This window comes from Vibrio alfacsensis (genome assembly GCF_019670485.1).
In the GTDB taxonomy this organism is placed as follows: domain Bacteria; phylum Pseudomonadota; class Gammaproteobacteria; order Enterobacterales; family Vibrionaceae; genus Vibrio; species Vibrio alfacsensis.
The window spans coordinates 261,277-280,950 of record NZ_AP024165.1 but is presented as its reverse complement, the minus strand read 5'-3'; the positions used below and the strand labels follow the sequence as shown (position 1 = coordinate 280,950).

Annotated in this window: 30 protein-coding genes; 7 read left to right on the top strand and 23 right to left on the bottom strand. The window is 46.1% G+C overall.

All coding sequences use genetic code 11. The annotated features are described in order from the left end of the window. Positions 1–19 precede the first annotated feature (19 nt). The 23 genes from secY to rpmE all read right to left on the bottom strand — a co-directional run bounded on the left by secY (position 20) and on the right by rpmE (position 11,241). A complete protein-coding gene (gene secY, locus VA249_RS01370; protein WP_211915502.1) occupies positions 20–1,354 on the bottom strand; it encodes a preprotein translocase subunit SecY in 1,335 nt (444 codons plus the stop codon). A 20-nt stretch (positions 1,355–1,374) separates the two neighbouring features. Then, the gene (gene rplO, locus VA249_RS01365) at positions 1,375–1,809 is read right to left on the bottom strand and encodes a 50S ribosomal protein L15 (RefSeq protein ID WP_128811818.1); all 435 of its coding nucleotides are present in this window, start codon (positions 1,807–1,809) and stop codon (positions 1,375–1,377) included. 5 nt (positions 1,810–1,814) lie between these two features. Beyond that, a complete protein-coding gene (gene rpmD / locus VA249_RS01360) occupies positions 1,815–1,991 on the bottom strand; it encodes a 50S ribosomal protein L30 (protein ID WP_000201159.1) in 177 nt (58 codons plus the stop codon). A gap of 7 nt (positions 1,992–1,998) precedes the next feature. Next, positions 1,999–2,502, bottom strand: a complete 504-nt coding sequence (gene rpsE, locus VA249_RS01355; protein ID WP_021708925.1) for a 30S ribosomal protein S5 — start codon at positions 2,500–2,502, stop codon at positions 1,999–2,001. Positions 2,503–2,516: 14 nt separating this feature from the next. After that, a complete protein-coding gene (rplR, locus tag VA249_RS01350) occupies positions 2,517–2,870 on the bottom strand; it encodes a 50S ribosomal protein L18 (protein ID WP_021451677.1) in 354 nt (117 codons plus the stop codon). Positions 2,871–2,879: 9 nt separating this feature from the next. Beyond that, on the bottom strand, positions 2,880–3,413 hold the full coding sequence (gene rplF, locus VA249_RS01345; RefSeq protein ID WP_211915503.1) for a 50S ribosomal protein L6: 534 nt from the start codon (positions 3,411–3,413) through the stop codon (positions 2,880–2,882). Between the two features lie 13 nt (positions 3,414–3,426). After that, positions 3,427–3,819, bottom strand: a complete 393-nt coding sequence (gene rpsH / locus VA249_RS01340) for a 30S ribosomal protein S8 (protein WP_128811822.1) — start codon at positions 3,817–3,819, stop codon at positions 3,427–3,429. Positions 3,820–3,848: 29 nt separating this feature from the next. After that, positions 3,849–4,154 carry a 30S ribosomal protein S14 gene (gene rpsN, locus VA249_RS01335; RefSeq protein ID WP_211915504.1) on the bottom strand — a complete coding sequence of 102 codons (306 nt, stop codon included), beginning with the start codon at positions 4,152–4,154 and terminating at the stop codon, positions 3,849–3,851. Positions 4,155–4,171: 17 nt separating this feature from the next. Then, positions 4,172–4,711, bottom strand: a complete 540-nt coding sequence (gene rplE / locus VA249_RS01330; protein ID WP_004745887.1) for a 50S ribosomal protein L5 — start codon at positions 4,709–4,711, stop codon at positions 4,172–4,174. A gap of 23 nt (positions 4,712–4,734) precedes the next feature. Beyond that, positions 4,735–5,052: a 50S ribosomal protein L24 gene (gene rplX / locus VA249_RS01325; protein ID WP_096994896.1), complete on the bottom strand. Its 318-nt coding sequence runs from the start codon at positions 5,050–5,052 to the stop codon at positions 4,735–4,737. Between the two features lie 13 nt (positions 5,053–5,065). After that, the gene (gene rplN / locus VA249_RS01320; protein ID WP_128811826.1) at positions 5,066–5,437 is read right to left on the bottom strand and encodes a 50S ribosomal protein L14; all 372 of its coding nucleotides are present in this window, start codon (positions 5,435–5,437) and stop codon (positions 5,066–5,068) included. 163 nt (positions 5,438–5,600) lie between these two features. Next, positions 5,601–5,855 carry a 30S ribosomal protein S17 gene (gene rpsQ, locus VA249_RS01315; protein WP_211915505.1) on the bottom strand — a complete coding sequence of 85 codons (255 nt, stop codon included), beginning with the start codon at positions 5,853–5,855 and terminating at the stop codon, positions 5,601–5,603. Beyond that, positions 5,855–6,046, bottom strand: a complete 192-nt coding sequence (gene rpmC / locus VA249_RS01310) for a 50S ribosomal protein L29 (RefSeq protein WP_004410456.1) — start codon at positions 6,044–6,046, stop codon at positions 5,855–5,857. The genes rpsQ and rpmC overlap by 1 nt, the downstream gene beginning before the upstream one ends. Then, entirely contained in the window at positions 6,046–6,456 is a 411-nt protein-coding gene (gene rplP, locus VA249_RS01305) for a 50S ribosomal protein L16 (RefSeq protein ID WP_099079984.1), read from the bottom strand. Before rplP ends, rpmC begins: the two co-directional genes overlap by 1 nt. 11 nt (positions 6,457–6,467) lie before the next feature. Continuing rightward, positions 6,468–7,166, bottom strand: coding sequence for a 30S ribosomal protein S3 (gene rpsC / locus VA249_RS01300; RefSeq protein ID WP_099079985.1), 699 nt, complete (start codon positions 7,164–7,166; stop codon positions 6,468–6,470). A gap of 18 nt (positions 7,167–7,184) precedes the next feature. Then, positions 7,185–7,517, bottom strand: coding sequence for a 50S ribosomal protein L22 (gene rplV / locus VA249_RS01295; protein ID WP_005528535.1), 333 nt, complete (start codon positions 7,515–7,517; stop codon positions 7,185–7,187). Positions 7,518–7,527: 10 nt separating this feature from the next. Beyond that, on the bottom strand, positions 7,528–7,806 hold the full coding sequence (gene rpsS / locus VA249_RS01290) for a 30S ribosomal protein S19 (RefSeq protein ID WP_011078827.1): 279 nt from the start codon (positions 7,804–7,806) through the stop codon (positions 7,528–7,530). Positions 7,807–7,827: 21 nt separating this feature from the next. After that, the gene (rplB, locus tag VA249_RS01285; protein WP_128811830.1) at positions 7,828–8,652 is read right to left on the bottom strand and encodes a 50S ribosomal protein L2; all 825 of its coding nucleotides are present in this window, start codon (positions 8,650–8,652) and stop codon (positions 7,828–7,830) included. Between the two features lie 15 nt (positions 8,653–8,667). Beyond that, a complete protein-coding gene (gene rplW / locus VA249_RS01280; RefSeq protein WP_004398471.1) occupies positions 8,668–8,970 on the bottom strand; it encodes a 50S ribosomal protein L23 in 303 nt (100 codons plus the stop codon). After that, positions 8,967–9,569: a 50S ribosomal protein L4 gene (rplD, locus tag VA249_RS01275; RefSeq protein WP_211915506.1), complete on the bottom strand. Its 603-nt coding sequence runs from the start codon at positions 9,567–9,569 to the stop codon at positions 8,967–8,969. The genes rplW and rplD overlap by 4 nt, the downstream gene beginning before the upstream one ends. Before the next feature lie 17 nt (positions 9,570–9,586). Then, positions 9,587–10,216 carry a 50S ribosomal protein L3 gene (rplC, locus tag VA249_RS01270; protein ID WP_211915507.1) on the bottom strand — a complete coding sequence of 210 codons (630 nt, stop codon included), beginning with the start codon at positions 10,214–10,216 and terminating at the stop codon, positions 9,587–9,589. Between the two features lie 14 nt (positions 10,217–10,230). After that, the gene (gene rpsJ, locus VA249_RS01265) at positions 10,231–10,542 is read right to left on the bottom strand and encodes a 30S ribosomal protein S10 (RefSeq protein WP_004410492.1); all 312 of its coding nucleotides are present in this window, start codon (positions 10,540–10,542) and stop codon (positions 10,231–10,233) included. Positions 10,543–11,019: 477 nt separating this feature from the next. Further along, a complete protein-coding gene (rpmE, locus tag VA249_RS01260; protein WP_128811835.1) occupies positions 11,020–11,241 on the bottom strand; it encodes a 50S ribosomal protein L31 in 222 nt (73 codons plus the stop codon). A 297-nt stretch (positions 11,242–11,538) separates the two neighbouring features. On the opposite strand from rpmE, the gene priA reads away from it, so the two are divergent. From priA to rraA, 7 genes are all read left to right on the top strand, one after another. Then, complete coding sequence (gene priA, locus VA249_RS01255; RefSeq protein WP_221068561.1) at positions 11,539–13,740, top strand: primosomal protein N'; 2,202 nt, start codon at positions 11,539–11,541, stop codon at positions 13,738–13,740. 204 nt (positions 13,741–13,944) lie between these two features. Continuing rightward, positions 13,945–14,949, top strand: a complete 1,005-nt coding sequence (gene cytR / locus VA249_RS01250; RefSeq protein ID WP_221068560.1) for a DNA-binding transcriptional regulator CytR — start codon at positions 13,945–13,947, stop codon at positions 14,947–14,949. A gap of 140 nt (positions 14,950–15,089) precedes the next feature. Beyond that, a complete protein-coding gene (locus VA249_RS01245) occupies positions 15,090–15,632 on the top strand; it encodes an SPOR domain-containing protein (protein ID WP_221068559.1) in 543 nt (180 codons plus the stop codon). 165 nt (positions 15,633–15,797) lie between these two features. Then, the gene (gene hslV / locus VA249_RS01240; protein WP_038864894.1) at positions 15,798–16,349 is read left to right on the top strand and encodes an ATP-dependent protease subunit HslV; all 552 of its coding nucleotides are present in this window, start codon (positions 15,798–15,800) and stop codon (positions 16,347–16,349) included. A 29-nt stretch (positions 16,350–16,378) separates the two neighbouring features. Next, on the top strand, positions 16,379–17,710 hold the full coding sequence (hslU, locus tag VA249_RS01235) for an HslU--HslV peptidase ATPase subunit (protein WP_221068558.1): 1,332 nt from the start codon (positions 16,379–16,381) through the stop codon (positions 17,708–17,710). 290 nt (positions 17,711–18,000) lie between these two features. After that, positions 18,001–18,918, top strand: coding sequence for a 1,4-dihydroxy-2-naphthoate polyprenyltransferase (locus VA249_RS01230; RefSeq protein WP_221068557.1), 918 nt, complete (start codon positions 18,001–18,003; stop codon positions 18,916–18,918). A gap of 76 nt (positions 18,919–18,994) precedes the next feature. After that, positions 18,995–19,501, top strand: a complete 507-nt coding sequence (gene rraA / locus VA249_RS01225; RefSeq protein WP_128811845.1) for a ribonuclease E activity regulator RraA — start codon at positions 18,995–18,997, stop codon at positions 19,499–19,501. Positions 19,502–19,674: the final 173 nt, after the last annotated feature.

The window sequence follows — 19,674 nt, the reverse complement described above, 5'->3', positions numbered from 1 at the left end:
AACTGAGTCTACCGCCGTATTAACGACCGTAGCCTTTCAGATTCGCTTTCTTCAACACAGAATCATACTGTTGAGACATCAGATGAGTCTGTACCTGTGCCATAAAGTCCATGATAACAACAACTACGATAAGTAGTGATGTACCGCCGAAGTAGAAACGTACGTTCCACGCGACCATCATGAACTCGGGAATCAGACAGATAAAGGTAATGTACAGTGCGCCCGCTAGGGTTAAACGTGTCATTACTTTATCGATGTACTTCGCTGTCTGCTCACCTGGGCGGATGCCGGGTACGAATGCACCAGACTTCTTCAAGTTATCTGCTGTTTCACGCGGGTTGAAAACCAACGCCGTGTAGAAGAAACAGAAGAAAATAATTGCTGCTGCATAAAGCATTACATACAGCGGTTGACCTGGGCTAAGAGCCAAAGACACGTCAGTTAACCAACCGAACGCGCTGCTCTCACCGTTCTGACCAAACCACTGAGCCAGTGTTCCAGGGAACAGGATAATACTTGATGCAAAAATCGCAGGAATAACACCAGCCATATTAATTTTAAGTGGCAAGTGCGAGCTTTGCGCAGCAAATACTTTACGACCTTGTTGACGCTTAGCGTAGTTAACGACGATTCGACGCTGACCACGTTCCATGAAAACAACGAAGTAAATTACTGCAAAAGCCAATACTGCGATTAACAGTAGAAGAAGTACATGCAATTCACCTTGACGCGCTTGCTCGATTGTTTGACCGATTGCAGATGGCAATCCAGCAACAATACCTGCAAAAATCAGAATGGAAATACCATTACCGATTCCTCGCTCTGTAATTTGTTCACCTAACCACATTAGGAACATGGTGCCGGTTACTAAACTTACGGTAGCAATTAGCGTAAACATGGTTTGGTTGATAACAACCAGATTATCGACCATGCTTGGTAAGCCAGTTGCGATACCAATAGCTTGGAATGTTGCAAGTACAAGCGTGCCGTAGCGTGTATATTGGCTGATCTTACGACGGCCTGCTTCACCCTCTTTTTTGAGTTCCGCTAACGCTGGATGAACTACAGTTAGCAATTGGACAACAATAGATGCCGAAATATACGGCATGATGCCCAATGCTAATATAGATGCACGCTCAAGAGCACCACCGGAGAACATGTTAAACATTTCTACGATGGTACCTTTTTGCTGTTCGAACAAATCGGCAAGTACAGCAGCGTCAATACCAGGGATCGGCACAAAAGAGCCGGCTCGGAATACTAAAAGTGCACAAATTACGAATAATAAGCGCGACTTTAGTTCACTTAAGCCGCTCTGAGCACTACGAAAATCTTGTCCTGGTTTCTTAGCCATCTGTACCTCGTTCCTCGAGATTATGCCTCGATTTTACCGCCTGCAGCTTCGATTGCAGCTTTAGCGCCTTTAGTCACACGTAGACCTTTAACAGTCACTGCTTTATCAATCTCACCAGAAAGAACAACTTTTACGAATTCGATGTTCTTAGTGATGATGTTAGCAGCTTTAAGGCTGTTTAGATCAACCACGTCACCAGATACTTTCGCTAGTTCACCTAGACGAACTTCAGCAGACACTAGGCTCTTACGAGAAGTGAAACCGAATTTTGGTAGACGTTGTTTCAGAGGCATTTGACCGCCTTCAAAACCTGGACGAACTTTACCGCCAGAACGTGATTTTTGACCTTTGTGACCACGGCCACCAGTTTTACCTAGGCCCGAACCGATACCGCGACCTAGACGCTTAGGAGCGTGCTTAGAACCAGCAGCCGGTGCAAGAGTATTCAAACGCATTCTGATTACTCCTCAACTTTAACCATGTAGTAAACCTTGTTGATCATACCGCGCACGCACGGAGTATCTTCAAGTTCTACTGTGTGGTTGATTTTACGAAGACCTAGACCGCGCAAAGTAGCTTTGTGCTTAGGTAGGCGACCAATTGAGCTTTTAGTTTGAGTTACTTTAATAGTTGCCATGGTGTTCTTACTCCGAAATAGCTTCAACAGTTAGACCACGTTTAGCAGCAACCATTTCTGGTGACTTCACACTACCTAGCGCATCGATCGTTGCACGAACGATGTTGATTGGGTTCGTAGAACCGTACGCTTTAGATAGTACGTTGTGTACACCAGCAACTTCTAGTACTGCACGCATCGCACCACCTGCGATAACACCAGTACCTTCAGCAGCAGGCTGCATGTAAACTTTAGAGCCCGAATGGCGACCTTTCACTGGGTGGTGAAGTGTGCCTTCGTTTAGCGCGATAGTAGTCATGTTACGACGCGCTTTTTCCATTGCTTTTTGAATCGCTGCAGGTACTTCACGAGCTTTGCCGTAACCGAAACCTACACGACCGTTACCGTCACCAACTACAGTTAGTGCAGTGAAGCTCATGATTCGACCACCTTTAACCGTTTTAGAAACGCGGTTAACTGCGATTAGCTTTTCTTGCAAATCATTCGCTTGAACTTGTTGTTCTTTAGCCATCTTCCAACCCTACCTTAGAATTTCAGACCAGCTTCGCGAGCAGATTCTGCTAGCGCCGCTACTCGACCGTGGTATTGGAAACCAGAACGATCAAATGCAACTGCAGTTACGCCTTTTTCAAGAGCGCGTTCTGCAACAGCTTTACCTACTGCTTTAGCTGCATCGATGTTACCAGTGTATTTCACTTGCTCACGGATCGCTTTTTCTACAGTAGAAGCTGCTGCGATAACCTCAGAGCCGTTAGCCGCGATAACCTGTGCGTACACGTGACGAGGAGTACGGTGTACAACTAGGCGAGTCGCACCCAGTTCTGCAATCTTACGACGTGCGCGTGTAGCACGACGGATGCGAGATGCTTTCTTATCCATAGTGTTACCTTACTTCTTCTTAGCTTCTTTAGTACGCACATTTTCATCTGCGTAACGAACACCTTTACCTTTGTAAGGCTCAGGTTGACGGTAAGAACGAATGTCAGCCGCAACTTGACCAACTAGTTGCTTGTCACAACCAGTGATAACGATTTCAGTTTGGCTTGGACATTCAGCTTTAATACCCGCTGGCAACTCGTGCTCAACTGGGTGAGAGAAGCCTAGTGTTAGACCTACAGCGTTGCCTTTGATAGCAGCACGGTAACCTACACCTTTAAGAGTTAGCTTCTTAGTAAAGCCTTCAGTAACACCAACAACCATGTTGTTAACTAGAGCGCGAGCTGTACCAGCTTGTGCCCATGCGTTTACAACACCTTCTTTAGGACCGAAAGTCAGGTTGTTATCTTCCTGAGCGATAACTACAGCGTCGTTTAGTACGCGAGTCAGTTCGCCTTTAGCACCTTTTACAGTGATTTCTTGGCCGTTTAGTTTCACCTCTACGCCAGCTGGAATAGCGACAGGTGCTTTAGCAACACGAGACATAGTCTACTCCTTATTAAGCTACGTAAGCGATGATTTCACCACCAAGACCTGCTTTACGTGCAGCGCGGTCTGACATAAGACCCTTGGAAGTAGAAACGATAGCAATACCCAGACCACCCATTACAGAAGGAAGTTGATCTTTCTTCTTGTAAACACGTAGACCTGGACGAGAAACACGTTTAAGTTGCTCGATTACTGGTTTTGCTTGGAAGTACTTAAGTGTAACTTCTAGCTCAGGTTTTGCTTCGCCTTCAACAGCGAAGTCAACGATGTAACCTTCAGCTTTTAGTAGTGCAGCAATTGCAACTTTAAGCTTTGAAGAAGGCATTTTTACAGCAACTTTGTTTGCTGCCTGACCGTTACGAACGCGGGTCAGCATATCCGAAATCGGATCTTGCATGCTCATATGATTTACTCCAAATGATTAAGTGGCAATTACCAGCTAGCCTTACGAAGACCCGGAATCTCGCCTTTCATGCAAGCTTCACGAACCTTAATACGGCTTAGACCGAACTTACGTAGGTAACCGTGTGGACGACCAGTTTGGTTACAACGGTTGCGCTGACGTGATGCACTTGAATCACGTGGAAGAGACTGCAGTGATAGAACTGCGTTCCAACGATCTTCTTCAGATGCGTTTACATCGCTGATGATAGCTTTTAGCGCTGCACGCTTTTCAGCGAACTTAGCTACTAGCTTTGCACGTTTAGCTTCACGTGCTTTCATTGATTGTTTAGCCATAACAGTAACCCTTCACCTTACTTACGGAATGGGAAGTTAAAGGCAGCCAGCAGAGCTCGGCCTTCCTCATCAGTACCAGCAGACGTCGTAATAGTGATGTCTAAACCGCGTACACGATCAACTTTATCAAAGTCGATTTCCGGGAAGATGATTTGCTCGCGAACGCCCATGCTGTAGTTACCGCGTCCGTCAAAAGACTTAGCGCTAACACCACGGAAGTCACGTACACGTGGAAGAGCGATGTTAATCAAACGCTCAAGAAAATCCCACATACGTTCGCCACGCAAGGTTACTTTACAACCGATAGGGTAGCCTTCACGGATTTTGAAACCTGCAACAGATTTGCGAGCTTTAGTGATAAGTGGCTTTTGACCAGAGATCGTTGCCATATCAGCAGCTGCGTTTTCTAGCAGTTTCTTATCGTTGATTGCTTCACCAACACCCATGTTTAGGGTGATTTTCTCGATTCTAGGGACTTGCATGACGCTTGTGTAGCTAAACTGTTTGGTCAGTTCAGCGACTACAGACGACTTGTAGTAATCATGCAGTTTCGCCATAGTAGAACTCCAAATTACTTCTATTAGTTAGAAACGGTTTCGCCGTTAGACTTGAAGAAACGAACTTTCTTGCCGTCTTCAATACGGAAACCGATACGGTCAGCTTTACCAGTAGCTGCGTTAAAGATTGCAACGTTAGAAGCATCAATAGCTGCTTCTTGTTCAACGATGCCACCTTGTTGACCTAGAGCCGGAACCGGCTTTTGGTGCTTCTTAACAAGGTTGATACCTTCAACGATAACTTTACCAGTTGCTAGGACCTTAGTTACTTTACCTTTCTTGCCTTTGTCTTTACCAGCAAGAACGATTACTTCGTCGTTACGACGGATTTTAGCTGCCATTTCTACGTGCTCCTTACAGAACTTCTGGAGCCAGTGAAACAATCTTCATGAACTTATTGCCACGAAGTTCGCGTGTCACAGGACCAAAGATACGTGTACCGATTGGTTGCTCAGTAGTGTTGTTCAACAGTACGCAAGCATTTCGGTCGAAGCGAATGACAGAACCGTCAGGACGACGTACGCCTTTACGGGTGCGCACTACAACCGCCTTCAGAACGTCACCTTTTTTAACTTTACCGCGAGGAATTGCTTCCTTAACAGTAACTTTGATGACGTCACCGATATGTGCATAACGGCGGTGTGAGCCACCCAGAACCTTAATACACATTACGCTGCGTGCGCCTGAGTTATCAGCTGCGTCCAGCATACTTTGCATTTGGATCATGTTAGTGCTCCGCTAAATATTAATAACTAGACCCATCACGGGTCGGGCTGCCTCTTAAAAGAGACGCGGATTGTACCACCCTTTTTTGTGATTGGGTAGTCAAAAAATAAACGGCCCCAAAAAATTTTTTGGAGCCGCTTTCCTACCTATAGAATAGTGAAGATTACATCTTCGCCTTTTCTACAACTTTTACCAAAGTCCAAGACTTAGTCTTAGACAGTGGACGGCACTCAGCGATTTCAACTTTGTCGCCTAGGCCACATTCGTTGTTCTCGTCGTGTGCGTGTACTTTAGTTGTGCGTTTTACGAACTTACCGTAAATTGGGTGTTTTACGAAACGTTCGATAGCAACTACGATAGACTTGTCCATCTTGTCGCTAACTACACGACCTTGTTGAGTACGTTTTACTTCGCTCATTATGCGCCTGCCTTCTCAGTCAAAACAGTTTTCACACGTGCGATATCACGGCGTACAGCTTTCAGAGTATGAGTTTGCTGTAGTTGACCAGTTGCAGCTTGCATGCGCAAGTTGAACTGTTCACGTAGCAAATTCAATAGCTCAGCGTTAAGCTCTTCAACGCTCTTTTCGCGTAGATCTTGTGCTTTCATCACATCACCTGCTTAATTACAAATGTAGTCTTGAATGGCAGTTTACGAGCCGCTAGACGGAACGCTTCACGTGCCAATTCTTCAGGTACACCACCCATTTCGTACATAACCTTACCAGGTTGGATTTGGGCTACCCAGTACTCAACGTTACCTTTACCCTTACCTTGACGAACTTCAAGTGGTTTTTCTGTGATTGGTTTGTCTGGGAACACACGGATCCAGATTTTACCTTGACGCTTAACGTGACGTGTCATTGCACGACGTGCCGCTTCAATTTGACGAGCAGTTAGACGACCACGGCCAACAGCTTTAAGACCGAATTCGCCGAAGCTTACATCAGTACCTTTAGCTAGACCACGGTTACGACCTGTCTGAACCTTACGGAACTTAGTACGTTTAGGTTGTAGCATCTGTCGACTCCTTACTTACGGCCTTTACGCTGCTTCTTAGGCTTGTCAGCCTTAGGCTCTACAGCGTTAGCTGCTGGCATACCACCTAGGATCTCACCTTTGAAGATCCAAGTTTTAATGCCGATCACACCGTATTGAGTGTGAGCCGAAGAAGTTGCGTAATCAATGTCTGCACGTAGAGTGTGTAGAGGCACACGGCCTTCACGGTACCACTCAGAACGTGCGATTTCAGCGCCGCCTAGACGACCGCTTACTTCTACTTTGATGCCTTTAGCACCTAGACGCATTGCGTTTTGTACCGCGCGCTTCATAGCACGACGGAACATAACACGACGCTCTAGTTGAGACGCGATGCTGTCACCAACAAGCTGTGCATCAAGCTCAGGCTTGCGTACTTCAGCGATGTTAATTTGAGCTGGTACACCTGCAATTTTAGCTACAGCTGCACGTAGTTTCTCAACGTCTTCACCTTTCTTACCGATTACAACGCCTGGGCGAGCAGTGTGAATAGTCACACGGATGCTCTTAGCAGGACGCTCGATAACGATGCGTGAAAGAGATGCTTTTTGTAGTTCCTTAGTTAGGAACTGACGTACCTTGAAGTCGCCGTCTAGGTTGTCAGCGAAATCTTTGGTGTTAGCAAACCATGTAGCATTCCAAGGCTTAACGATGCCTAGACGAATACCATTAGGATGTACTTTTTGACCCATTGCTTACTCTCCTAGTCTCTAGCGATCTGCTACAACAACAGTGATGTGGCTTGAACGCTTCAAGATACGATCCGCACGACCTTTAGCACGAGGCATAATACGCTTCATGGTTGGGCCTTCATCTACAAAGATTTTTGCGACATTCAGATCGTCAATATCTGCACCTTCGTTGTGCTCCGCGTTAGCGATAGCAGACTCAAGAACTTTCTTAACTAGTACAGCAGCTTTTTTGTTGCTGAACGTTAGGATTTCTAGAGCTTGGTCAACAGATTTACCACGGATTAGATCCGCAACTAAGCGAGCTTTCTGAGGCGAAATGCGAGCAAAGTTATGTTTAGCAATAGCTTCCATTATTTACTCCTTAACGCTTCTTAGCTTTCTTATCCGCAGCGTGGCCGCGGTAAGTGCGAGTTGGTGCGAATTCACCCAGTTTGTGACCGATCATTTCTTCGGTAACGAAAACTGGAACGTGCTGACGACCATTATGGACAGCGATGGTCAAACCGATCATCGTAGGGATGATCATTGAACGACGGGACCAAGTCTTAAGTGGCTTTTTGTCTCCGCTTTCCACCGCTTTCTCTACCTTCTTCAGCAAGTGTAGGTCAATAAAAGGACCTTTCTTGAGAGAACGTGGCATGGCGATTCCTCTTTATATAGATTACTTGTTACGACGACGTACGATGTACTTGTCAGTGCGCTTGTTCTTACGGGTCTTAAAGCCTTTAGTTGGCATACCCCAAGGAGATACTGGGTGACGACCACCAGAAGTACGACCTTCACCACCACCGTGTGGGTGGTCAACCGGGTTCATTACTACACCACGTACGGTTGGACGTACGCCGCGCCAGCGTGAAGCACCAGCTTTACCTAGTTCACGTAGCATGTGCTCAGAGTTACCAACTTCACCGATTGTTGCACGGCCTTCAGAAAGTACTTTGCGCATCTCGCCAGAACGTAGACGGATAGTTACGTACGCACCGTCGCGAGCAACGATTTGAGCGTATGCACCAGCCGAACGAGCTAGCTGACCACCTTTACCAGGTTTAAGTTCAACGTTATGTACTGTTGAACCTACAGGGATGTTACGCATTGGTAGAGTGTTACCAGTTTTGATAGCAGCATCTGGACCAGATTGTACAACATCACCCGCTACTAGACCTTTCGGTGCTAGGATGTAGCGACGCTCACCGTCTTTGTAAAGAACTAGAGCAATGTTTGCGCTACGGTTTGGATCGTATTCAAGACGCTCAACTTTCGCTGGGATACCATCTTTAGTACGTTTGAAGTCAATTACACGGTAGTGGTGCTTGTGACCACCGCCGATGTGACGTACTGTAATACGACCGTTGTTGTTACGACCACCGTTCTTAGAGTTTTTCTCTAGAAGAGGTGCGTATGGCTTGCCCTTGTGTAGGTCAGCGTTAACAACTTTAACAACGTGACGACGACCAGGGGAAGTCGGCTTACATTTAACAATAGCCATTCTTAACTACTCCTGTTATTCCGCGCCGCCAACGAAGTCAAGATCTTGACCTTCTTTCAAAGTAACGTACGCTTTCTTAACGTCGCTGCGGCGACCTTGGCGTAGACCTTGACGTTTGGTCTTACCCTTAGTGATAAGAGTATTTACAGACTTAACTTCAACTTCAAATAGCTTTTCTACAGCTGCTTTGATCTCTTTTTTAGTTGCATCTTTAGCTACTTTAAAAACGATAGTGTTCGCTTTCTCAGCTGCCATAGTTGCTTTTTCAGAGATGTGCGGTGCACGTAGAACTTTTAGGATACGCTCTTCAGTGATCATGCTAGCATCTCCTCAACTTGCTTAACTGCAGCTGCAGTCATTACAACTTTGTCGAACGCGATTAGAGAAACTGGATCAATACCAGCTACGTCACGTGCATCAACTTTGTATAGGTTACGAGCAGCTAGGAATAGATTCTCATCTACTTCGCTAGTCACGATAAGCGCGTCAGTTAGCTCAAGCTCTTTTAGCTTAGCAACTAGCTCTTTCGTTTTTGGTGCTTCTACTGAGAAGTTATCAACAACGATTAGACGCTCTTGACGAACAAGCTCAGAAAGAATGCTCTTCATAGCACCACGGTACATTTTTTTGTTTACTTTTTGGCTGTGATCTTGTGGTTTCGCAGCAAAAGTAACACCACCTGTACGCCAGATTGGGCTACGAATTGTACCAGCGCGCGCGCGGCCAGTACCTTTTTGACGCCATGGCTTAGCGCCACCGCCAGATACTTCTGAACGTGTTTTCTGAGCGCGTGTACCTTGACGAGCACCTGCTGCGTATGCAACAACTACTTGGTGTACAAGAGCTTCGTTAAACTCACGTCCGAAAGTAGTTTCGGAAACAGTTAGTGCATCAGCACCTTTAACCATTAATTCCATTACTTACTCCTGAGACGTTATGCTTTAATAGCTGGTTTAACGATCACGTTGCCGCCAGTTGCGCCTGGGACTGCACCTTTGATAAGAAGCAGGTTGCGCTCAGCGTCAACACGTACGATCTCTAGGTTTTGAGTCGTTACACGCTCAGCACCCATGTGACCTGCCATTTTCTTGCCTTTAAACACGCGACCTGGAGTTTGACATTGGCCAATTGAACCCGGTGCACGGTGAGACAATGAGTTACCGTGAGTCATATCTTGAGTACGGAAGTTCCAACGCTTAACAGCGCCTTGGAAACCCTTACCTTTAGATGTACCAGTAACGTCTACTTTCTTAGTTTCGTTGAATAGTTCAACAGTTAGTTCAGCACCAACTTCGAACTCTTCACCGTTTTCCAAACGGAATTCCCAAAGACCGCGACCAGCTTCAACACCTGCTTTAGCAAAGTGACCAGCTTCTGGTTTAGTAACGCGGTTAGCTTTCTTAGCACCAGTTGTAACCTGGATTGCTGCGTAGCCATCTGTCTCAAGAGTTTTAACTTGAGAAACACGGTTAGCTTCAACCTCAACAACAGTTACTGGGATAGAAACGCCTTCTTCAGTAAATACGCGGGTCATGCCCACTTTACGACCGATTAGACCAATCATTCTTCTAATCTCCCTTAACCTAGGCTAATTTGAACGTCAACGCCCGCAGCAAGGTCTAGACGCATTAGAGCATCAACAGTTTTGTCTGTTGGCTCAACGATGTCGATTAGACGCTTGTGAGTACGGATTTCGTACTGGTCACGTGCTTTCTTGTTAACGTGTGGAGAGATAAGAACTGTGAAACGCTCTTTACGAGTAGGTAGTGGGATTGGACCACGAACCTGTGCGCCAGTGCGCTTAGCTGTTTCAACGATTTCCGCTGTAGAAGCGTCGATTAGTTTGTAATCGAATGCTTTTAGGCGGATACGGATACGTTGGTTCTGCATGAGACAGAGCTCCAATATTAAAAATTACACAAACAATATCGCCACTCAAACTCGTTAAGACGAGAGAATGCCGATTGATTTATGTGAAACCGTAGCATCCAAGATTAGGACGCATTGTCAGTTAATTTTCGATTAACTACCCCTACATACCAAAGTCACCTTTGGGGATAGTTTTTCCGAAGAAAAGATAGCTAATTGTATTAACCGCGAACATAAGCTGAGTATACATTACCTCGTAAATCATTAAGATTTACTCGCTCCTCACTGCTCATTGGTTCACAACTGGCTTAACCAGTGCGGTGCATTATACAGATCACACTTTAGGATGCAATACCTGCACGGAAAATAATCGAAGAAAATTTAACCGCTCAGAACAGTATTATCATTTCCGAATAATACAAAGGTTCCTGCTAAGCCAAATACAAAAAGGACGCCGAAGCGTCCTTTTTTAAACTGTAATCGTAATAGCAGTTGCTATTATTTCTTACCGCTTGATAGTGCACCGAAACGCTTGTTGAAGCGATCAACACGGCCGCCTGTATCAACGATACGTTGCTTACCTGTGTAGAATGGGTGACACTTGTCACATACGTCTAGGTGGATTGACTCTTTACCTAGAGTAGAGTTGAACTCAAAAGAGTTGCCGCAAGAACAAGTAGCAGATACTGCTTTGTATTCTGGGTGGATACCAGCTTTCATGGGATAACCTCAATAGTAGGCCGTGTCGCTATACGAGTCTAAGCCGCACACCACACGTAATTAATGATAAACAGGGATACCGCATCGAGTTGTCATCGAAGCCATATCTCAAGGCGCAGTATAGTAATGAATCACTCTACAGGGATCAACACATTTGGCAATTTTTTCGCCACTTTTTTCACCAGTACGAATGTACTGCCTCTGTTCTTGCTCTATAAAACGTACAGTGCTCGAATTTCGAGTTGGGTTTTAATAGACTATACGCTCCTCTTCCCTCTTTTATATAGTTAATATTCTATGCGTCCATCCATCGCCCGAGTGGCACTGCCAGTTCCTCTCGACAAACAATTTGACTATATCATTCCGGGTCACCTATTCCCGATTATCGGTGGACGTGTATCTGTGCCTTTTGGTCGGCAAACCCTAGTGGGCATCGTCACGGCAATGGTGAATCACTCTGATTTTCCAAAAGCGCAGCTTAAGCCAATCAAAGCGGTGTTAGACACTCAGCCGATATGGTCAGAAAAGCTCTATTCTTTGCTGACTTGGTGCAGCCACTTTTATCAATATCCCCTTGGTGACACACTGCACAATGCAATGCCAGCCGCGTTGCGTAAAGGTAAGCCAGCAGATTTTGCTACGCTGCAAGAGTGGCAAATCACCGCCTCTGGTAAAGATAAGCTCATGCAAGGTTTGGGGCGCGCAGTCAAACAGCAACGCGCTTTACAAATGCTGATCAATGGCGCTATCCCACATCAAGAGTTTGTTGACCAAGAGATTGCGTCAACGGTGCTTAAGTCTTTAGAAGAAAAAGGCTGGATCGAAAGTATTGAAAAAAAGCCAACGATCACCAAATGGGGCCAGCAAGTAGAGTGCAACGTTGAAAAACCTAAGCTAAATCATGAACAAGCACTCGCTATTGCGAGCGTGAATAGCCAAACGGGTTTTGCCTGCTATTTATTAGAGGGGGTAACGGGCTCAGGGAAAACTGAAGTCTACTTGAACCTCATTAAGCCAATACTAGAAAAAGGCAAACAAGCACTCGTATTAGTGCCAGAAATTGGCCTAACGCCGCAAACCATCAACCGCTTTAAACGTCGCTTTAATGTGCCAGTTGATGTTATTCACTCTGGCTTGAATGATACCGAACGACTGAATGCATGGCTCTCTGCTCGAGACAAAGCGGCCGGAATTATCATCGGTACTCGCTCTGCCCTGCTTACCCCTTTTGCCGATCTCGGCATCATTATTGTTGATGAAGAACACGACGCCTCTTACAAACAACAAGACAGTTTGCGTTACCACGCACGCGATGTTGCCGTTATGCGTGCCCATAAAGAGCAAGTCCCGATCGTATTAGGCTCCGCTACCCCTGCTCTCGAAACCCTGCATAATGCGCTTTCGGGTAAGTATCACCATTTAACTCTGACAAAACGAGCAGGCTCAGCCGTACCCACAACCAATAAAGTGCTCGACGTTAAAGGTCAGTTTTTAGAAAGTGGCTTATCCGCAACCTTAATTGCCGAGATGCGCAAGCACCTTAAAGCGGGCAATCAGGTCATGTTGTTCCTTAATCGTCGTGGTTTTTCTCCGGCATTAATGTGCCATGAGTGTGGCTGGATTGCGGAATGTAAACGCTGTGATGCCTATTATACGTTTCATCAGTACAGCAATGAGATACGTTGCCATCATTGTGGGTCACAACAACCTATCATCCATCAGTGTCAGGGGTGCGGTTCAACTCACTTAGTCACCGTGGGTGTTGGGACAGAACAGCTCGAACAGCAACTGACGCAACTATTCCCAGAATACAAAGCTATCCGTATAGATAGAGACAGCACTCGTCGTAAAGGCAGCTTGGAAGATGCGCTTGAATCTATTCGTAAAGGGGAGTATCAAATCCTCATTGGTACGCAGATGTTAGCGAAAGGCCATCACTTCCCTAATGTGACGCTGGTTGCCTTACTCGATGTCGACGGTTCTCTGTATAGCAGCGATTTTCGTGCATCTGAACGTTTAGCGCAGTTATTCATTCAAGTGGCAGGGCGTGCAGGACGAGCAAGCAAACCTGGTGAAGTTATCTTACAGACCCACCATCCCGAACACAGTTTGCTTCAAGCTCTTTTGCAAAAAGACTATCGTCACTTTGCGATGACGGCGCTAGAAGAGCGTAAATTGGCCCAACTTCCGCCTTATAGCTTTTTAACCTTATTCAAAGCGGAAGCCAATCAAAGTGAGCTTGTCGAAGATTTCCTGCGCCAAGTAAGATTTACGTTAGAGTCGCATCCATTATTCGACGAATCTTGCATGGTGTTGGGCCCAACGCCCTCACCACTGGCTAAACGTGCGGGTAAGTACCGTTGGCAATTGTTATTACAAACTCAACATCGTTCATTGATGCAAAAGTTATTGAGCAGTGCGAAACCTGCTATTGAGTTGTTGCCAAATGCCAAAAAGGTTCGCTGGAATTTAGACATTGAACCACAAGACCTCAGCTAGCAAACGTTTAACCATGAAATGAATTACCGTTTAATGTGATGAGAATCACAATAGGATTGTGTTTTTTGTTAATCAGCCCGTAACTTTCGCTTTAGAAATGAATAGACTATTCAAATTAGCAAAGTCTTACGCTGGAAAATAGCTTGGACTGACATTAAAACAACGACTAACGTCAATTTGGCAAAACTTTGAGAGGGTATAACTATGGCGACAATGAAGGATGTTGCCCAGCTTGCGGGGGTTTCGACAGCGACAGTTTCACGAGCGCTCATGAACCCAGAAAAAGTCTCATCTTCCACCAGACAACGTGTTGAAGATGCCGTACTTGAGGCTGGCTATTCTCCAAATTCATTAGCACGCAATTTACGTAGAAATGAATCAAAAACCATTGTCACTATAGTGCCGGACATCTGTGATCCTTATTTTTCGGAGATCATTCGCGGTATCGAAGATGCGGCGATGGAGCATGGCTACTTAGTTCTACTTGGCGATAGCGGGCAGCAGAAAAAGCGTGAGAGCTCATTCGTCAACTTAGTCTTTACCAAACAAGCCGATGGCATGTTATTGCTAGGTACCGACCTGCCATTTGATGTCAGCAAACCTGAACAGAAGAATTTGCCTCCTATGGTCATGGCATGTGAGTTCGCCCCTGAGCTTGAACTGCCAACCGTGCACATTGATAACCTCACCGCAGCTTTTGAAGCCGTCAACTATCTCACTCACCTCGGACATAAGCGAATCGCACAAGTGTCTGGCCCAGAGACGGCTGTGCTTTGTCAATTCCGCCAACAAGGTTATCAGCAAGCACTGCGCCGCGCTGGCATTACTCAGAATGCACAATACAGCGTAGTTACCGACTTCTCTTTCGAGGGTGGTGCCCAAGCGGTGCGTAAGCTACTCGAGCTTTCCGAGCCACCAACCGCCATATTTTGTCATTGTGACACGATGGCGATTGGCGCGCTCCAAGAAGCAAAACGGCTTGGTTGGCGAGTACCTCAAGATCTATCTGTCGTCGGGTTTGATGATATTCAGTTTGCTCAATACTGCGATCCACCGTTAACGACCGTTTCTCAGCCTCGTTATGAAATTGGCCGACAAGCCATGTTAATGATGTTAGAGCTCCTTAAAGGCCACGACGTACATTCTGGCTCTCGTCTACTTGATACCAAACTTGTCGTACGTGGCAGTGCTGCGCCACCGTTACGATAGGGATGAGAAAGGGTCTAGGTTATTAGGGCCTAGATCCTAGGACCTTTCCCTCAAACTCACAAGATTATGTGAATAGGGTGTTTTCTCATTGCGTTCTGGATTAACATATTTCGCAGAATCATCGATGACCTGAAGTAACCGTGGCAAATAAAGATTATGTAAGAAGAGGACGCGGCGCTCCGAAGAAAAGCGCGAAGAAACAACCCTCTCGAAAGAAACCTTGGCGTAGTGGTCTACTTGCTCTTTTGCTCGTGGGCGGCTTTGGCTATGGCCTTTACCTGCTGAACTCAGATCCTGAGCCAGAGCAACCTGTCGTTCAACAGCAAACCTCCACCAGCAAACCTAAACCTAAAAAAGAACTGCCTCCCCCTCCGGAAGAAAAGTGGGAATACGTCGAGTCTCTGCCGAATCGTGAAGTAGAAGTCATCGCGAAAGAAGTCGAAGTCTCTAAAATCCCATACGTAATGCAGTGCGGCGCTTACAAAAAGCAAAGCCAAGCAGAAGAGCGCAAACTGGCTATCGCTTTCCAAGGTATTAGCAGTAACGTCATCAAGAAAGATGGCAGCTCTTGGTATCGTGTGGTACTTGGTCCATACAAATTCAAACGAGATGCTGAAAAAGATCGCCATAAATTGCAACGCGCGAAAATAGAGCCGTGCGCAATTTGGAAAGAGAATTTTTAAGACAAGATCCTTGGATAATAGGTCCTAAGTTTTTAGGGCCTAGAACCTAGGATCCTAGGACCTATCTCGTTTTCCCTAGAACCTTTGTTTTCGCCCCCTTGAATCCCTAAATCCTTTCCCCCATATACTTAATTAAATCCAAAAGAAATAATTAAGAGGTCGACTGTGACTACCATTGTATCTGTACGTCGAAACAACAAAGTTGTCATTGCGGGTGATGGCCAAGTATCGCTAGGCAATACCGTCATGAAAGGTAATGCTCGTAAAGTACGTCGCCTATACAACAATCAAGTATTAGCAGGCTTCGCTGGCGGTACTGCGGATGCATTTACCCTATTCGAGCGCTTTGAAAGCAAGCTGCAAATGCACCAAGGCCACTTAACGAAAGCGGCTGTGGAACTGGCAAAAGACTGGCGCAGTGATCGCGCACTTCGCAAGCTAGAAGCATTATTAGCGGTAGCCGATGAAACCGCATCTCTTATCATCACAGGTAACGGTGACGTAGTTCAGCCAGAAAACGATCTAATCGCTATCGGCTCTGGCGGCGCATACGCACAAGCCGCTGCAACCGCACTATTAGAAAACACAGACCTAGACGCGCGCGAAATCGCAGAAAAAGCGCTAAACATCGCTGGCGACATCTGTGTATTCACCAACCACAATCACACTGTAGAGGAACTAGAATCTACAGTAGAACTTCCTAAGCCAACGGCTTAAACGTAATCGTAACGAAGTAAGGAAAAAATATGTCTGAAATGACTCCTCGCGAAATCGTTCATGAACTGAACCGCCACATTATTGGTCAAGATAAAGCAAAACGTTCGGTTGCGATTGCATTGCGTAACCGCTGGCGTCGTATGCAGCTTGAAGAAAGCCTACGTGTCGAAGTAACACCAAAAAACATTCTAATGATTGGTCCAACTGGTGTAGGTAAAACCGAGATTGCTCGTCGTCTTGCTAAGCTGGCAAACGCACCATTTATCAAAGTAGAAGCAACCAAGTTCACTGAAGTCGGTTATGTCGGTAAAGAAGTGGAAACCATCATCCGCGATCTCACCGACGTTGCTGTGAAGATGACCCACCAGCAAGCGATGGAAAAAGTAAAATTCCGCGCAGAAGAGCAAGCGGAAGAACGTGTTCTTGATGCCCTATTGCCACCAGCGCGTGATGCTTGGGGTCAAACAGAGCAAAAAGAAGACACATCGAACACGCGTCAAGTCTTCCGTAAGAAACTGCGTGAAGGTCAGCTAGACGATAAAGAAATCGAAATCGATGTGGCTGCACCGCAAATGGGCGTGGAGATCATGGCGCCTCCTGGTATGGAAGAGATGACCAACCAGCTACAAGGCATGTTCCAAAACCTTGCGGGTGACACCAAGAAAAAACGCAAACTGAAAATCAAAGACGCCATGAAAGCGTTGGCAGAAGAAGAAGCAGCAAAACTGGTTAACCATGAAGAGCTAAAAGAATCTGCGATTTTCAACGTAGAAAACAATGGTATCGTCTTCATCGATGAAATCGACAAGATTTGTAAGCGTGGCGAAAGTTCAGGCCCTGACGTTTCTCGTGAAGGTGTTCAGCGTGACCTACTGCCACTTATCGAGGGCAGCACGGTCTCTACTAAGCACGGCATGGTGAAAACCGACCACATCCTGTTTGTAGCATCGGGCGCATTCCAAGTCGCGAGGCCATCTGATCTGATCCCTGAACTGCAAGGTCGTCTGCCTATTCGTGTCGAACTTGAGGCGCTCACCAGCAATGACTTCAAACGAATTCTGACTGAGCCTAAGGCGTCTTTAACCGAGCAGTACATCGCGCTGATGAAAACCGAAAGCGTGGATGTCGAATTCACAGAAGACGGCATCACTCAAATTGCAGAAGCGGCGTGGACAGTAAACGAAACCACAGAAAACATTGGTGCGCGTCGTCTACATACGGTGATGGAACGTCTGATGGATGAAATCTCTTACGACGCAACAGAGAAAGCTGGCGAAAAGTTCGTGATTAATGCCGCTTACGTGAAAGAGCGTCTTGGTGACACCATCGAGAACGAAGACCTAAGCCGCTTTATTCTTTAATCGCCAATACGCGAACACTATGGAAAGCCCAGAATGTTATATTCTGGGCTTTTTTGTCTAAATCAAAGATCCAAGATTCCTAAGTCCTAGGTCCTAGGTCCTAGGGGAAGTTTTTGCAATCTTAGTTTGCAATGCTAAACCTCTAAGTTCTCAACCCCTTTGCTTGCGTTATGCTTTTGTTTTACTTGGTCGATTTACTCATCGACTCAAGAGTGAGTTGCTTTAAGTCAATAGCGCATTGGTGACTTTGTGCTTATACTGGGCACATTGGTTACTAGCACGAAATATCCATGAAACAATCATTGCAAATTTGGCTCGATGCCGCACGCCCGAAAACATTACCCCTCGCTCTGGTCTCTATTCTCACCGGTAGCGTGCTCGCCTATTCAACCGGGCAATTTTCAATGACCATTGCGATCATGGCATTTGTCACCGCCACCTTATTGCAAATCCTATCCAATCTTGCCAATGATTATGGCGATGCGGTCAAAGGCACTGACAACGAAAATCGTTTAGGCCCTCAGCGTGCGATGCAATCTGGCGCGGTAACCGCTGAGCAAATGAAAAAAGCGATCATCTTTAATGTTGTGCTGACGATCATTGCTGGCCTTATCTTAGTTTTTTACTCACTCAGCTCGTTTGAAAGTATCATCACTTTTATCGGTTTGGGTGTGCTTGCCATCTTAGCGGCCATCGCTTACACCATGGGCAGCAAACCATATGGCTATGTCGGCTTGGGCGATCTCTCCGTGTTCCTATTCTTTGGTCTGCTTGGCGTTTCTGGCACTTATTTTCTGCATACCGGTCACGTCGATGCGGCGCTGTTTCTGCCTGCACTGGGTTGTGGTTTACTGGCGGTTGCCGTTCTTAATATCAACAACATGCGTGATATCGAAAACGACACGGAATGTGGAAAACGCACGGTTGCCGTTCGCCTCGGGCAACGAAAAGCAAAACAATACCACTTCATTTTGCTTGCTGGCGCACTGCTTGCGTTCGCCGTTTACTTATTAATCCAAGATAAACCCGTTTGGATCAGTCTGCCCTTTTTGCTCAGTATTTATGTTGTCGCGCATCATGGTAAAGCCGTTTGGGAAACCAAAGCTCCTGCACAAATCGCACCAATGATGCCCGTCATCGTGAAATGCTCACTGGTAACGAATGTTCTGTTTGCAACAATTGTGGTAGCTCAAACTCTGATAAGTTAAAAAAGGAATCTCGTTGCATTGACTTAATGCCTAGATATACTCAAAGACAACGTTTTCTGTTTAAGAAAGGTACGCCATGGAATACAACACTTCAGCACTTTGCGATATTTACCTCGACCAGGTAGATGTTGTCGAACCGATGTTCAGTAACTTTGGTGGTCGCGCATCGTTTGCAGGCCAGATCACGACCATAAAATGCTTTGAAGACAATGCATTGATCCGTGAAACTCTCGAACAAGACGGCATCGGACGTGTACTGCTGATTGACGGTGGCGGTTCCTTACGTAAAGCGCTAATTGATGCAGAAATTGCAGCGCTAGCCGAAGAAAATGAATGGGAAGGCATTATTGTTTATGGCTGCGTTCGCGAAGTTGACGTACTCGAAGACATGAACTTAGGCATTCAAGCCCTTGCCTCTATTCCTGTAGGCGCAGCAAGCCAAGGTATTGGTGAGCATGATGTACCAGTAAACTTTGGCAGCGTCAGCTTCTTGCCGGAAGATTACGTCTACGCTGACAGCACAGGCATTATTCTATCCCCAGAACCACTCAATGTGGATCTCGAGTTAGGTGAAGAAGAATAGATCTTAGGTGTTAGAGCCTAAGTTTTAGGCCCTAGGTGGAGCGCTCTGTGAGTTTGTGCATTTCATTGGCCTTTTTAGAAGGTGGATGGAATACGGAACGCTTCGCTTACGGAATACGTGGAAAAGCACACATCAAGCTATCTTGTCATTTCAACTAGCCTCAGCGAGACTAG